This is a genomic window from Gracilibacillus suaedae (assembly GCF_017599345.1).
GTDB lineage: Bacteria > Bacillota > Bacilli > Bacillales > Amphibacillaceae > Gracilibacillus > Gracilibacillus suaedae.
Window position 1 is genome coordinate 348,116 of record NZ_JAGFVL010000062.1, and the last position, 15,856, is coordinate 363,971.

The 15,856-nt window shown below is 37.5% G+C and carries 14 protein-coding genes; 13 read left to right on the forward strand and 1 reads right to left on the reverse strand.

Annotated features, from left to right (window positions below):
- The first annotated feature begins 52 nt into the window (after positions 1 to 52).
- From J5J03_RS20185 to J5J03_RS20200, 4 genes are all read left to right on the forward strand, one after another.
- Entirely contained in the window at positions 53 to 1,651 is a 1,599-nt protein-coding gene (locus J5J03_RS20185) for a xylulokinase (protein WP_208592168.1), read from the forward strand.
- 194 nt (positions 1,652 to 1,845) lie between these two features.
- Positions 1,846 to 2,160 carry a hypothetical protein gene (locus J5J03_RS20190; protein ID WP_208592169.1) on the forward strand — a complete coding sequence of 105 codons (315 nt, stop codon included), beginning with the start codon at positions 1,846 to 1,848 and terminating at the stop codon, positions 2,158 to 2,160.
- Positions 2,161 to 2,576: 416 nt separating this feature from the next.
- Positions 2,577 to 3,761, forward strand: coding sequence for a sensor histidine kinase (locus J5J03_RS20195; RefSeq protein ID WP_208592170.1), 1,185 nt, complete (start codon positions 2,577 to 2,579; stop codon positions 3,759 to 3,761).
- Positions 3,762 to 3,766: 5 nt separating this feature from the next.
- Positions 3,767 to 4,432, forward strand: a complete 666-nt coding sequence (locus J5J03_RS20200) for a response regulator transcription factor (RefSeq protein ID WP_208592171.1) — start codon at positions 3,767 to 3,769, stop codon at positions 4,430 to 4,432.
- Here J5J03_RS20200 and J5J03_RS20205 read toward each other — a convergent pair.
- Positions 4,427 to 4,567 (reverse strand): hypothetical protein, encoded by a 141-nt coding sequence (locus J5J03_RS20205; RefSeq protein WP_208592172.1) that lies wholly within the window; start codon positions 4,565 to 4,567, stop codon positions 4,427 to 4,429. The two genes, J5J03_RS20200 and J5J03_RS20205, sit on opposite strands and share 6 nt — an antisense overlap.
- A gap of 507 nt (positions 4,568 to 5,074) precedes the next feature.
- Between J5J03_RS20205 and argC the strand changes: the two genes are divergently transcribed.
- From argC to araA, 9 genes are all read left to right on the forward strand, one after another.
- Positions 5,075 to 6,112, forward strand: coding sequence for an N-acetyl-gamma-glutamyl-phosphate reductase (argC, locus tag J5J03_RS20210; RefSeq protein ID WP_208592173.1), 1,038 nt, complete (start codon positions 5,075 to 5,077; stop codon positions 6,110 to 6,112).
- Positions 6,113 to 6,128: 16 nt separating this feature from the next.
- Positions 6,129 to 7,352, forward strand: a complete 1,224-nt coding sequence (gene argJ, locus J5J03_RS20215; protein ID WP_208592174.1) for a bifunctional ornithine acetyltransferase/N-acetylglutamate synthase — start codon at positions 6,129 to 6,131, stop codon at positions 7,350 to 7,352.
- A gap of 12 nt (positions 7,353 to 7,364) precedes the next feature.
- Positions 7,365 to 8,168 (forward strand): acetylglutamate kinase, encoded by an 804-nt coding sequence (argB, locus tag J5J03_RS20220; protein ID WP_208592175.1) that lies wholly within the window; start codon positions 7,365 to 7,367, stop codon positions 8,166 to 8,168.
- Positions 8,161 to 9,333, forward strand: coding sequence for an aspartate aminotransferase family protein (locus J5J03_RS20225; RefSeq protein WP_208592176.1), 1,173 nt, complete (start codon positions 8,161 to 8,163; stop codon positions 9,331 to 9,333). Before argB ends, J5J03_RS20225 begins: the two co-directional genes overlap by 8 nt.
- A gap of 66 nt (positions 9,334 to 9,399) precedes the next feature.
- Positions 9,400 to 10,299 (forward strand): formyltetrahydrofolate deformylase, encoded by a 900-nt coding sequence (gene purU / locus J5J03_RS20230; RefSeq protein WP_208592177.1) that lies wholly within the window; start codon positions 9,400 to 9,402, stop codon positions 10,297 to 10,299.
- A 202-nt stretch (positions 10,300 to 10,501) separates the two neighbouring features.
- Positions 10,502 to 11,242 (forward strand): hypothetical protein, encoded by a 741-nt coding sequence (locus tag J5J03_RS20235; RefSeq protein WP_208592178.1) that lies wholly within the window; start codon positions 10,502 to 10,504, stop codon positions 11,240 to 11,242.
- 82 nt (positions 11,243 to 11,324) lie between these two features.
- On the forward strand, positions 11,325 to 13,364 hold the full coding sequence (locus J5J03_RS20240) for a glycosyl hydrolase 115 family protein (protein WP_208592179.1): 2,040 nt from the start codon (positions 11,325 to 11,327) through the stop codon (positions 13,362 to 13,364).
- Positions 13,365 to 13,556: 192 nt separating this feature from the next.
- Positions 13,557 to 14,252: an L-ribulose-5-phosphate 4-epimerase gene (araD, locus tag J5J03_RS20245; RefSeq protein WP_208592180.1), complete on the forward strand. Its 696-nt coding sequence runs from the start codon at positions 13,557 to 13,559 to the stop codon at positions 14,250 to 14,252.
- A 54-nt stretch (positions 14,253 to 14,306) separates the two neighbouring features.
- Positions 14,307 to 15,791, forward strand: coding sequence for an L-arabinose isomerase (gene araA, locus J5J03_RS20250; RefSeq protein ID WP_208592181.1), 1,485 nt, complete (start codon positions 14,307 to 14,309; stop codon positions 15,789 to 15,791).
- Positions 15,792 to 15,856: the final 65 nt, after the last annotated feature.

The following is a 15,856-nucleotide window of genomic DNA, read 5'->3' on the forward strand; positions in this document are numbered from 1 at the left end:
GCTAATATCTAATTCTACATACTTAATTTTAAAATATTGGGGGAAAATTGATATGAATGATGTGCATAATGTAATTGAAAATGGTAAGACAGTACTTGGTATTGAACTTGGCTCAACCCGGATTAAAGCAGTTCTTGTGGGAAAAGATAATGAAGTGCTTGCATCTGGTAGTCATGACTGGGAAAACAGTTATGTAGATAATATTTGGACGTATAGTTTGGATGAAGTTTGGAAAGGGCTTCAAGACAGTTATCAAAAGATGGCGGCTGACGTGAAACAACAGTACGGCGGCATCACGCTAAAAAAAATAGGTGCTATCGGTTTTAGTGCGATGATGCATGGCTACATGGTTTTCGATAAAGAGGAACAGCTGCTTGTTCCTTTCAGAACATGGCGAAACAATATTACGGAACAGTCTGCAACAGAATTGACCAAACACTTTAATTATAATATTCCGCAGAGGTGGAGTATTGCCCATTTATATCAAGCTATCTTAAATCAGGAAGATCATATTCAGGATATCCACTTTCAAACAACGTTGGCCGGGTTTGTTCATTGGAAACTAACAGGGAAGAAGGTACTTGGAGTGGGTGAGGCATCCGGTGTTTTTCCGATCGATCTAGAAACCAAAAGCTATAATCAAAAAATGGTTGATCAGTTTAATCAATTAATTGCACCACAAAACCTCTCATGGAAGCTGGAAGATATTTTGCCAGAGGTTTTAGTGGCTGGTGAAAACGCAGGAACTCTTACAGAAGAGGGTGCGAAATTATTAGATGTTAGTGGTGAATTGGAGGCAGGTATTCCACTTTGTCCGCCAGAAGGTGATGCAGGGACAGGAATGGTTGCAACAAACAGTGTGGCACAGCGTACGGGTAACGTTTCTGCCGGTACTTCAGCATTTGCAATGGTGGTATTGGAGAAGGATTTATCGAAGGTACATCCGGAGATTGACTTGGTGACAACACCATCAGGTGACCTTGTAGCAATGGCACACTCTAATAATTGTACATCTGACTTAAATGCATGGGTTGGTTTATTTGAAGAATTTACGCAAGCTATTGGTTTCGAAGTGGATAAAAATAAGTTGTTTGAAACGTTATTCAGAAAGGCACTAGAAGGAGATGCTGATGGAGGAGGATTATTGTCCTACGGCTATCTTTCTGGTGAGCATATGACCCATTTCGAAGAAGGGCGTCCATTGTTTACCCGTTCTTCTGAAAGTAATTTCACCCTTGCTAATTTCATGCGGACGCATTTGTACACATCATTTGGCGCAATGAAAATCGGAATGGACATTCTAACCAAAGAAGAAGGGGTAAAGCTGGATGAAGTTTTAGGACATGGTGGAATTTTTAAGACAGAAGGCGTGGCACAAAGCATGTTAGCAGCCGCTTTTAATGTACCTGTTTCTGTTATGGAAACAGCAGGAGAAGGTGGAGCATGGGGCATCGCATTGCTCGGATCTTATATGTTGAATAAAGAAGCGAATGAAACATTGGAAGATTATTTGAGTGAGAAAGTATTTGCTGGTCAAGATGTTAAGACAATATCACCAAATGCTAATGATGTAAAAGGTTTCGAACAATTTATGGAACGTTATAAGAATGGACTTGCAATTGAAAGAGCGGCAGTAGATAATCTTAGATAAGAGAGATAGAGATAGGGGATGGTCATCTCCTATCTTTTTTTTACTGCAAAGGAACGTTTGCTGAGCTATTTATCAAGGTGCTAACCGTCTGTAACCCCCACTTCAAGTTGCAAGTAACACAAGGGTAAGTTTAGGGATTACAGACGCAAACACACTGATCATAGTCTTACTTTATTAATGAAGGAGTTTGATGATTGATGCTATGCAACTGCCAAAAAATATCACATTTAAAAATAGAAGCAGATTTTGGAGCAGATCCGATTTGGTGTTATCAATGCGGGTGTAATTTAGATATCGAATTCATACCTCTATCAGACAGTCTTAAGCAGGAGCTGATGGATTGGGTGCTAGATCTAGGAAAATGGTATGACTGGGAGCGTGGGCAGCTGATAAATTCGAAAAGGCACTTAGCATATAAGCACCAACAATTAGGGGAAATATTAACCGAAAAAGTTAAACGAGAACTTGCTCCTTCTTTGACTGTAACCTTTGTTTCTTTTCGACTGTAAATTAGCTTTTTTCTGAAAGGATATGTGCGATAAACCAAACTCGAAAGAAGTCGATAAGTATAGCAAACGTGATAAGAAAGATTTACAGATTGATAAAGTAGAGGTATCTGTATTTAAAAGAGTCGGAGCTTTTTATTGGATCCTTGTCTTTCTGTATATTATATGTTCTGAAATGTGAATAAAAGTAAGGGCTTGAAAGCAATGTATGATATTATGAAATTTGGTTAGCTGAACGGATTTGGTGGAAGAAAATTTCTTTACCAATTAAAAAACATAAATAATTATGTCAAAGAATGTTCAATATTTCACTTGGATCTTATAGGTAATAATGGCGAAGGTTGTCAATTCCTGTAACTCTGATAAAATAAAACTGAATATATTGTAGTGCTAAGAGATTATTAAGGAGAGAAGAGGATATGGTTATAAATGACTTTATGGATAAGAAAATGCCTCGAGCTATCCTGTGTACGCTTTTGATAATGCTCCCTTTATTTTCCGTTGATAATCAATTGAACCTTTGGGAACTATACATCCTTGTAACGATTTATATCGCTATACAATATCTTAGAGATTTTGTCATGCAGGTTAATTTATATAGTAGAAAAGGTTTGTTTTTTCTAATAGGTCAATTGATTTTACTTAGTGTAATCATGACTATTGACCAATCCTTTATTTCACAAGTATATTTGTTAATTTTAATTGGTGAGATGGTATATCACCAATCATTATACTATAGTATACCGTTTGCAATTACTTCGTACGTTGCTTTCGTGACAGGAAAATGGATTGCCTTTGACTTTCCACCTTTCTCAACAATGTCATTCATCATCCCACGTATAACAGAATTTTTAGTGATTATGGCTTTTAGTTACCTAGTTAAAGTATCTATTAGTCAAAAGCAGCAGCTAGAAAATGCATATGAAAAAATGAAGACAACATCATTGAAACTAGAAGAAAAAATCATAATACAGGAACGGAAGCGCTTTGCCCGTGAGATGCACGATTCGATTGGCCATTCCTTTTCAACCTCATTAATTGGATTAAATGCTGTTCAAAAGTTAATCGAAAAAGAACCTAAAGAAGCAATGAAATTATTGAAACACATACATGAAAACCTAGAAACCGGTTTGTATAAAGTAAGAAAATCTGTACGCGAATTACAGGATAGCCATTTTTTTGTAGATTTTCAAAATGCAGTAGAGGCATTACTAGAAGAAACTATTCAGCAAACAGATGTCGAAATAGATGTCAAAATCAATGTGGAAGAGAAGTGGATGAATCCCCTTCAAGAAATTGTCGTTTATCGTGCATTGCAAGAAGGGTTAACAAATGGGTTGAGGCATGGAAAAGCAACAATGTTCATGTTTCGGTTATTTGCTGAGGATAATTCATTAGTATTTTATTTGAGTGATAATGGTAAGGGCTTCAAAAATAACGATAATACACTAGGGTTTGGCTTGATTGCGATGAAGGAAAGAGTGGAGGAGTTAAATGGAGAAATAAGTTTACATTCAAATGATTCGCATTTAGGCGGAGTAGATATTGTAATAAAGTTACCAAGAATGGATAGTAACATTAATAAAGTGCAAAGTATAGGGTGAAGGTGATGAATAAGATAAGAGTAATGATAGCGGACGATCAAAAGATTGTTTGTGATGGACTTACGGTGATGTTAAATCAACATCATGAATTGGAAGTTGTAGCAAAAGCATATACTGGTGAAGAAGCAATTGAGAAGGCGATGGAATATCAGCCGGATGTTATATTAATGGATATTAAAATGCCGGATATCAGTGGTATTACAGCAACGAAAATATTAAAAGAAAAAAATCCTAAAGTGAAGATATTGATGCTCACGACATTTTCGAATCATGATTACATCTTAAGGGCATTAAAAAATGGGGCAAGTGGTTATCTATTGAAGGATACAGATGTAGATCATTTAATTGAAGTGATCTATCAGTCAATAAAAGGACAAATATTAATACCTGAGTCAATACAACCGAAGTTAATAGAACAATTAAAAAATGGTAACGATGAAGTAAAATCTTCTTTTGAATCTGTTGTGGATGCGTTAAAGGAACGGAATATTCATATAACAAGAACAGAACAGCACGTTATTAAAGGATTGTTGGAAGGGTATTCAAATCAACAGATTGCTGATTCGTTGCACCTATCGATAGGGACTGTGAAAAACTATGTAAGTAAAGTTTATCGTAAATTGGGTGCCTCTGGGAGAACAGAGGCGATTTTGTTGTTAAAGAATTTATGAATATTTGACCATTTTCGACTCAAGTAAATGATCTATTAATCGCTTTACTTCTTTTTTTGTAGAACCTGTTTCTTTTGCTAAGTAGATTAATCGTACCCATTCTGGATCTAATTGTTGTTGATTGTTTGATATCACTTGTTCATCCACCTTTTCCATTCAGTATTGCTAGGATAAATTAATCATATCGAAGAGATTATCTTTTGAGAAGGTAACGTGAGTAACTACTTTCATCTAAGAAGTAATAAAAGTAATAAGTCATAAGAACTTATTTTAGAATCATATCCATACTTTTAATAATGTTCATCAGGTGGAAAAGTTGTAATACAAGAGTAATTGTCTATTTATTACTGTTACTATCCACCTATTTTTTATAGGAATCAAAAATGGGCATGTATTGGATATTTATACGAGAAAATGCATATTGACAGCAGAAGTAACTATACATTGATCAAAGAAATTGAGTGGCTAAAAAAACAAACTGGTGAAGTCTCATTATGTATTAATTGTTTGTGGAGGAACAAAATATATCTATTATATATACATGAAAGTACATTAAAAAATTTTCATAAACATTATTGCATGAAAATACAAAATGCAGTATAATTATAAACTAATCATACACGGAACTTAGGGGGGAATATTGTGGATGTAGCAATTATAGGTGGAACGGGTTATGGAGCGGTGGAGTTATTACGATTTTTGCATAACCATCCACATGTTCAAGTAAAAAAAGTTATATCACATTCAAATAGTGGAACAGAATTAGCTGAAGTATACCCGCACGTTGTTGATATAATAGATATCCAAATGGCAGAACTTGATGTAGATTCATTAGCACAAGAGGTAGAACTAGTCTTTTTTGCAACACCGTCTAATGTTAGCAAAAACATCATTCCAACATTAGTCGATAAAGGAGTTCGATGTATTGATTTGTCAGGTGATTTCCGTTTGCAAGATGGGGAGAAATACCAGACGTATTACGGAGAGGAAATCGCATCGCAGACATATATCGAAAAAGCAGTTTACGGCCTACCCGAGGTAAATAAAGAAGCGATAAAGCATGCTAGTATTCTCGCAAATCCAGGTTGTTATCCAACTGCAACGACTTTAGGGTTAATACCATCAATCGAACAAGAGTTGGTTGATCGATCATCCATCATTGTTGATGCTAAAACAGGAGTATCTGGAGCTGGGCGAAGTTTATCCTTGAATGTTCATTTTTCAGAAATGAACGAAAATTTTAAGGCATATAAAATCGGCGTTCATAAGCATATTCCGGAAATTGAACAAATATTATCAGAACGAGCGAATGGTGATATTCAAGTCATTTTTACTCCGCATATTGTACCGATGACAAGAGGAATCATGAGCACGATATATGTGGATATGAAAGACAATTATTCTACGAAACAATTGATTGATGTTTATCAAGCGTATTTTCAAGATCATCCTTTTGTACGTGTGCGTAGAGAAGGAGTATTCCCTTCAACCAAAGAGGTTTATGGCAGTAATTATTGTGATATCGGATTATATGCAGATGAAAGGACAGGAAAACTTATTATTGTTTCTGTCATTGACAATTTAGTTAAAGGAGCATCTGGTCAAGCAATTCAAAATATGAATATTATGTATGGCTGGGAAGAGACAACAGGCTTGGATCAGTTACCTATTTATCCTTAAGGAGTGAAAAACAGACATGGAAGTTCAGCTAGAACAATTCAAATTAATGAAAGATGGAAATATTGCATCTGCAAAAGGGTTTCAAGCAGGTGGTTTACATTGTGGACTACGTAAAAAGAAAATGGATTTAGGCTGGGTATATTCAGAAGTGCCGGCACAAGTAGCAGGGGTGTATACGACGAATGTCTTTCAAGCGGCACCACTTAAAGTAACACAAGAAAGTATCGAAAAGGAACATCAATTACAAGCAATTATTGTCAATTCAGCTATTGCCAATGCTTGTACAGGTGAACAAGGGTTGCAAGACGCTTATGATATGCGCAAATTATTCGCAGAAACAGTCGGTGTGGAAGAGCACCTGGCGGCAGTAGCATCAACAGGCCTTATTGGTGAATTGTTACCAATGGATAAACTGCAAAAGGGCATTAGTCAAATCCTTGACAATAAACATATTGGTGCTGGGAAATTTGAATCAGCGATTTTAACGACAGATACAAAAGAAAAAGGAATTGCAATCGAATTGGAGATCGATGGTCAAACGGTTACGATCGGCGGAGCTGCCAAGGGATCGGGGATGATTCACCCGAATATGGCAACGATGCTTGGCTTTGTCACAACTGATGCCAATATTTCCTCGTCCCATTTATCTGATATGTTAAAAGCGATTACGAATCAGTCGTTCAATATGATTACGGTTGATGGAGATACAAGTACGAATGATATGGTTTTAGTCTTAGCAAATGGAAAAGCAGAAAATGAAGAGTTAACACCAGAACACAGAGAATGGCAAAAGTTTTACGACGCTTTAAAATTCGTTTGTGAATACTTAGCAAAAGAAATTGCCCGTGACGGGGAAGGTGCTACCAGATTAGTAGAAGTGCAAGTAGAAGGCGCGTTTACAGATGAATCGGCAACGGCCATTGCTAAATCGGTTATCTCTTCTAATCTAGTAAAAACAGCGATTCATGGTGCTGATGCGAATTGGGGACGTATTATTACGGCGATTGGCTATAGTGGTGAATCTTTAGATCCTGATAAAGTTAGCATATATTTAGGAGATATTTTAGTAGTAGAAAATGGTGTCCCACATCCATTTGATGAGGGTGCGGCAAAAGAATACTTATTAGAAGATGAAATTAAAATACTTGCCAAATTGGGCGATGCGAATGGAAAGGCAACTGCATGGGGTTGTGACCTCTCCTATGAATATGTCAGAATCAACGCTTCTTATCGAACGTGAGGAGGAACGAATGTGAACTATGTAGTAATTAAATGTGGTGGTAGTGTATTTGAACAGCTGCCTCGTTCTTTTTACCAAGATGTTGTGACGATTCAGCAACAAGGAGAGTGGCAGCCAATCATTGTTCATGGTGGAGGACCGTTAATTTCGCAATTGTTAGAGCAAACAGGTGTGAAAACAACGTTTATTAATGGATTGCGTGTAACCACTAATGAAGTATTAGATGTAGTCGAAATGGCTCTTAGCGGTTCTATGAATAAAGCCATTGTCCGTAAAATAGCAGAAGCAGAAGGCAAGGCAATTGGTGTAAGTGGAATTGACGGAAACTTATTAGAAGCAAAGCAGATGAAGGGTGATACCACTCTTGGTTATGTTGGAGAAGTGATACAAGTGAATACAAATTTGGTGAAAAGCTTTGTCGAGCAAGGACTCATCCCTGTAGTTTCACCTATTGGTAAGGATAAAACAGGACAACGCTATAATATAAATGCCGATATGGCAGCATCAGCAGTTGCGCAAGCATTAGAAGCAAAATTATGTTTTATTAGTGATATTCCAGGGATATATCATGAAGTAAATGGCGAGAAGCAAGTATTCCATCAGTTAAATGAAGCGAAAATCAAAGAATTGATCCAACAAAAAGTAATTTTCGGTGGTATGATTCCCAAAGTTAAATCTGCATTATCCGCTTTGCATAAGAATGTAAGGGAAGTATCGATAGTGGATGGTACAGCAAACCATGGCTTAGTAGAGTTTATGCAAGGGAAACCAGTTGGAACGAGAATTGCTTTAGAACAGGAGGTGCCGCATGTATAAACAAACTGTAAGTCCTGTCATGTCTACTTACGGACGTTTTCCGATTACCTTAGTCGAAGGGAAAGGAAGTTATGTTTGGGATGATCAAGGGACAAAATATTTAGATTTTTCTTCTGGTATTGCAACGTGTAACTTAGGCCATGTGCCGGATGTGGTGGAGCGTGCTGTACAGGAACAACTGTCGAAGCTATGGCATTGTTCCAACCTTTATCATATACCTTCTCAGGAAAAATTAGCACATGCCTTAACGGAAAATAGTTGTGGTGATCAAGTATTTTTCTGTAATAGTGGTGCTGAGGCTAATGAGGCAGCAATCAAAATTGCCAAAAAATACGGGCATGATGTACTAGAACAGGATCATCCACTCATTATCACTTTTAACAATTCGTTTCATGGTCGGACGATGGCTACACTATCGGCAACAGGGCAAAAGAAAATTCAAGACGGATTTACCCCTTTAACACCAGGTTTTGCGTATTTGCCTTTTAATGACGATCGTTCACTTGATGAGTTAGTGAAGCAGAAACCAGCTGCGGTATTATTAGAACTCGTTCAAGGTGAAGGAGGGGTCATCCCTGCTGATCCTGCCTGGTTAAGCAAACTGTCTGCGATCTGCAAAGAACATCATATTTTATTGATGATTGATGAAATTCAGACAGGTGTGGGGAGGACAGGTAAACTGTTTGCCTACCAACATTATGGGATTGAACCAGATGTAATCAGTGTGGCGAAAGGTCTGGGTTCGGGTTTTCCGATTGGTGCTATAATCGCTAAAGAACATGTTGCTAACGTTTTTTCTCCTGGTACACATGGAAGTACATTTGGGGGGAATCCGATTGTAACAACAGCAGGGCTGGCAACAATGAATCACATTACCCAAACAGATATATTAGATCATGCTAATCAAATAGCGGACTTTTTGTGGAATGGATTGCTAAGATTAGTAGAAGATAAGAAGGAAGTGAAGTCTGTTAGAGGTAAAGGCTTGTTGATCGGTCTTGAAGTCGAAGGAAAAGCGATTGAATATGTCAATAAAGCAAGAGAGGAACATCAATTATTAATGGTAGTTGCCGGGCCACAGATCGTCCGTATACTGCCACCTTTAACGGCGAATCAGGAAGAAGTAGAACAGTTTTTGACTATTATAAATAAAATATTTTCATAAGACTCTTGACCATCATCTGTAACGTGGTAAAGTAGTAAAGAACGATTATAGTAAAGAGGGATCAAGATGAAAAGTTATATAGATGAAAAGATAGCAGCATTTAAGAAAACGAATAAAAACAGAGCGCGATTATTAATCAACTGTGCCGATCAGCCCGGTATTGTGGCGGCAGTGTCTCAGTTTTTATATGAGCATAATGCTAACATCATCGAATCCAATCAATATTCTACTGATCCACATGGTGGTGAGTTTTTTATTCGGATTGAATTTGAAATGGATGATCTAAAAGCTCAAGCTGAAAAATTAGAGGCAGATTTTCAACAGGTTAAAGAAGCATTTAATATGGAAGCAACATTTAAATATGTCGATCAAATAAAGAAAATGGCGATTTTCGTTTCCAAGGAGCCTCATTGCTTGTTAGAGTTGCTTTGGGAGTGGCAAAGCGGAGATTTAATGGCAGATATCAGCCTGGTGATCAGTAATCATGAAACATCCCGTGAATTTGTCGAACGGCTTGGTATCCCATATTTTTATATTCCAGCCAATAAAGATATTCGTAAACAGGTAGAGGAACAGCAAATTCAATTATTACAAGAATATGAAATAGATGTGATTGTGTTAGCACGTTATATGCAAATTCTGACACCTAAGTTTGTGGAGACATTCAAAAATAAAATTATCAATATTCACCATTCCTTTTTGCCGGCATTTATTGGTGCAAAGCCATATGAACGCGCCTATCACCGCGGGGTAAAATTGATCGGTGCTACATCCCATTATGTTACCAATGATCTTGATGAAGGGCCGATTATCGAGCAGGATATCAGCCGAGTTGACCATCGTGACAATGTCGAAGCAATGAAAAAAATAGGACAATCCGTGGAGCGTAGTGTGCTAGCAAGAGCAATTAAGTGGCACCTCGAAGACCGCATTATCGTATATGGAAATAAAACAATAGTATTTTAGCTGAACAAAGCATTCTTATCGGAGACCGGTAGGAGTGCTTTTTACTTTGTGCTAGTTGATAGTAAAGATCCCGAAGTTGTTAGAAAATCTCAAAAGTTGATAGTAAAAACCCCGAAGTTGATAGTAATCCCTAATAAAAATGGGCACTTACCGCTGTGCCTTTGACCTGGTTTTGTCATATCCTATGGTGAGGTGGTTTGTAATGGGGTTTTTTGATGTGTGGATTCGGAATGGTTTATTGTATGTGAAGCCACGTATAGAGAGTGTCAGTTTTAAGGTGTATGAAAATGATGTATGGCTGGCTAGCGGTCGGGATGGTGTGTTTGTTCAATTACGTGATCGGAAGCCCAATACGATGATAACGATAGAATACTTGTTTCATAACCAATTAGCAGGAGAACAATATCCTTTAAAAACTTATTATGCAATGAGGGAGCGTAACTATCAAGCTGGAGATATTTTAGTGGCCAGTGATAATGTGAAATCAGCATTGACAGGTTACATGGGACATTCCGCACTGGCCATTAATGAGAAGGAATTAATCGAATCACCGGGCCTTGAGCCTGCGATTGTACGCAAATCAATCCAACAGTTTCTTGATAAGCATCCAGTACACGCTCAATTTCGTCCGATAAAAACTGTATTAGGGGATAAAGCAGCACAATATGCAATTGATTATTATCAGGAATACCAAAGTAATTTGGAGAAAGGTATTCACAAGCCTACCTTTTCCTTTGATCTGTCTCAGGAATTAGATGAGCCGTGGGAAAAAATCTATTGTTCAAAATTAGTTTGGATCTGTTATCACTTTGGAGCAGATTATACTTTTGAAAATGACCATTTATGGTTCTCGCCGGAGGATTTATACCATCAGTTGTTGGAGAATCAAGATTTTGAGTTGGTGTATCAGCATCAAGATGTCAAGTTTTTGATTGATACCTAATCATCCGTACAATTAGTTGACTTATATCTGTCATCGAACTAACATGAAAAATATGTTAGTTCGATGATATAGGAGGAGAATAATGGTGTATTTCAATTGTAATGCAAACACGGTAATTACTGGTACAGATGAAGCAAGTCGAGCTGTTCAACATGCAGTAGATATGTTGAAAAGAGATATTGCCAATGTTTTTAGTGATAGCACAGGGGAATCTCATCTAATTCAAATTTCTTATGACAAGTCGTTAACAGAACCAGAGTCATACCGCATTTCATTTTCTACACATGAGACACCTGTTATGCATATTTCTGGTAGAGATGACTTAGGAATTATTTATGGACTATTATACATAAGTAGGGAATTTTTAGGTGTTGACCCCTTTTGGTTCTGGGCAGACATTTTACCGGACAAAAGAGTAAGCGTTAGCATACCAATGGAAACCGTGCATTCTCCAAAGCTTAAAGTAAGATTTCGTGGCTGGTTTGTGAATGATGAAGTTTGTCTGCTTGGTTGGAAGGAAGCATATCCACCAACGAAAGAAGTTTGGTTACCGGTTTTTGAGACATTATTACGGTGTGGCGGGAATATGATCATTCCTGGAACAGATTTACCGAAACATGGTATTCATTTTGAATTAGCGTCTGAAATGGGACTGTGGATTACCCATCATCATGCTGAACCACTTGGTGCGCAAATGTTTAAGAGAGCATATCCGTACGAAGCAGCCAGCTATGCTAAGAATAAAGCATTATATGAACAACTATGGGAAGATGCGATTCAAAATCAAAAAGATCAAAAAGTAATTTGGGGATTATCATTCCGTGGACAAGGAGATCAGCCGTTTTGGAGTCATGATCAGTCATATAATACACCAGAAAAACGAGGCAAGCTCATATCAGATGTATTAAAAAAACAAAAAACGATGATTGAACAATATGTGGAATATCCTGTCTGTTGTGTAGCATTATATGGAGAAATATCTGAGCTGTATAAAGAAGGGCATATCGATCTGCCGAATGGGGTTATTCGAATGTGGGCGGATAACGGATACGGGAAAATGGTTTCAAGGAGAAATGGTAATGAAGATTTCCGTGTCCCTTCCATGCCTGAATCAGATGTACAAGCACAGCAAGGTATTTATTATCATATCACTTTTCATGATTTGCAAGCATCTAACCATTTGACGATGTTTCCATCTTGTCCCTCTTTAATTGAAACAGAATTAAAGAAAGTATTGGAAGCAGGTGGTGACGATTTTCTATTATTAAATGCAGGTAATATCCGCATGCACTTATATACATTGGATATTGTAAGTGAAATCTGGAATAAAGGTGAAATAGAACTGGATCAGCATTTGACTCGCTTTATATCTCGCTTATATTCCTCACATATGGAGGAACTAAAGTCAGTATATGAAGCCTATTTTGTAGCGACAATTCCATATGGAAAACACAAAGATAATAAGGCAGGAGAACAATTTTATCATCATCCACCAAGGAAGATAATTGGTCACTGGTTACAAGGAAAAACAAATACCCCCATTGAATCTTTATTTTGGGCAACAGGTAAGCAAAGTATCGATGACCAAATCAACTATTTTAAAGAAAAATGTCAGCAGTCCTATCAAAAATGGCTTTCCTTAAAGAGAGATTGTGATCAATTGACAAATAAGTTAAATCAGAATGATCGAATCCGTTTTTATGATTTATTTGTGTTACAAGTTGAATTGCACCTATCTGGGACTAAAGGCTTTATTCACTTATGTGAAGCATTTGAGTATTACAAAAAAGCAGATTTTCCAAAAGCGTTTGTGCTTGCTTCTCAATCCTTATGGGATTATCAAGTTGGTTATCAAGCAATGAGAAAATCAGAACACGGTAAGTGGCACAACTTTTACCGAGCAGATTGGCTTACTAATGTAGAATGGACGATGCAAAGCATTATAACTTTACGGAAATATTTGCGGATGCAAGGAGACAGCCCAGACTTTTTCATTTGGTACAAGCAATACATTATGCCAGAAGAAGAAAAGCATATTTACTTAGAAAACACGCATCGAAATCCACTACCAGATGATGAATTGGCCAAACAGCTTCAAGATCGGTTTAAAATGAGGTCATAATCGTCTTTGTATGATTCAAGTGATATAGTTCATTCACAATGGTCTTTGTAATAAAAAGTAAGTATTTTGTATTAAAATAGATAAAATTAATATTTTTATATTGAATGTACGTACGAATTGTATTATGATAGAATTAATTACTTTTACACATACGTACAAGGAAGAAATATAAAGAAAAGGGTGGATGTAAGCATGCTTGAAGAATTAAAACAGCAAGTATTGGAAGCAAACCTGGATCTACCCAAGTATGGTTTAGTAACATTTACTTGGGGTAATGTAAGCGGATACGATAAAGAGTCTGGTTTGATGGTTATTAAGCCTAGTGGTGTACCATATGAAGAGCTAAAGGCTGATGATTTAGTGGTATTAGATTTGGAGGGGAATATTGTCGAAGGTGATTTGAAGCCATCTTCAGATACACCGACACATCGCTTGTTGTATCAAAAATTCCCGGGAATAGGCGGTGTTGTGCATACACACTCTCCATGGGCGACAAGCTGGGCTCAGGCAGGTAAGGGCATCCCGGCGCTCGGTACAACGCAAGCAGATTACTTTTATGGTACTATCCCGTGTACACGTCGTATGACAAAAGAAGAAGTAACAGGAGACTATGAATGGGAAACAGGTAATGTGATCGTGGAAACATTCAAGGACATCGACCCGCTGCAAGTCCCAAGTGTGTTGGTACACAGTCATGCACCATTCAACTGGGGAAAAGACCCACATGAAGCACTGCACAATGCAGTAGTGTTAGAAGAAGTTGCTAAGATGGCGTTGCACACGTATCAAATTAACCCGGATGCACAAGATATGGACCAATTTTTGTTAGATAAACATTATTTAAGAAAACATGGTGCCAATGCGTACTATGGTCAGGATAAAAAGTAATAACTATTCAAGGATAAACGATGATTAATGAAAACACATAGAGGAGGAAATATCATGTTAGAAGTACGTCCTTATACATTTTGGTTTGTAACAGGTAGTCAACATTTATATGGGGAAGAGACCCTGCAAGAAGTAGCGAATAATTCAAAAGAGGTAGTAGCTGGATTAAATAAAGAAGGTAACTTACCATTCGAAGTAGCATTTAAAGAGGTATTAACTACTGCTTCAGATATCCATACTTTAATGCAAAAAGCAAATGCAGACGAAAATTGCGCTGGTGTGATTACATGGATGCACACATTCTCTCCAGCAAAAATGTGGATTTCAGGTCTAAAAGCATTACAAAAACCATTATTGCACTTGCATACACAGTTTAATCGCGATATTCCGTGGGAAAGCATTGACATGGATTTCATGAACTTAAATCAAGCAGCACATGGTGATAGAGAATACGGTTTTATCGGTACTCGAATGGATGTCTCTCGAAAAGTAGTCGTAGGTCATTGGCAAAACAAAGAGGTGACAACTAAAGTTTCAGACTGGATGAAGACAGCAGTTGCCGTTGCTGAAGGAAGCAATATTCGCGTTGCTCGTTTTGGAGACAATATGCGTAATGTTGCTGTAACAGACGGGGATAAAGTCGAAGCACAAATCAAGTTTGGTTGGACAGTCGACTATTATGGTATTGGTGACCTGGTTGAAGAAATGGACCAAGTAACAGATGAAGAACTAGATGCATTATACAAAGAATATGAAGAGCTTTATGAATTACCTTCAGAGGCAAGTGAACCAGGTCCAACCCGGGACTCTATTTTATATCAAGGAAAAATTGAGTTAGGATTAAAATCCTTCTTGAAAAAAGGGAATTATACAGCATTCACGACAAACTTTGAAGACTTACATGGTATGAAACAATTACCTGGTCTTGCAGCACAACGTTTAATGGCAGAAGGTTACGGTTTTGCTGGTGAAGGTGACTGGAGAACTGCAGCATTACTTCGTTTCATGAAAATTATTTCTGGTAATGAAGGTACATCCTTTATGGAAGATTATACGTATCACTTAGAACCAGGTAATGAAATGATTTTAGGCTCTCATATGTTGGAGATCTGCCCAACTGTATCTGCAACAAAACCTAAAATCGTAGTTAACCCATTAGGTATTGGTGGTAAAGAGGATCCAGCTCGTCTTGTATTTGATGGACGTGGTGGTGATGCTGTTAACGCATCTCTTGTTGAAATGGGAGGTCGTTACCGCCTGGTCATTAATGAAGTAAAAGCAGAACAACCTGAGATTGATACACCAAATTTACCTGTTGCGAAAGTGTTGTGGAAGCCTGAACCATCCCTAAGTGAAGCAACGGAAGCATGGATTTATGCAGGTGGAGCACACCATACAGTATTCTCGTTTGATGTGACAACCGAACAATTATACGATTTTGCTAATATGGCAAAAATCGAATGTGTAGTCATTGACGAAGACACGAAACTACGCCAATTCCGCAATGAACTAAAATGGAATGAAGCAGTTTATCGCTAAAATCATCATGAGATAGCATGAAAATATACACGCGTTTCCATCACCATTAAGTGAAACGCGTGTAT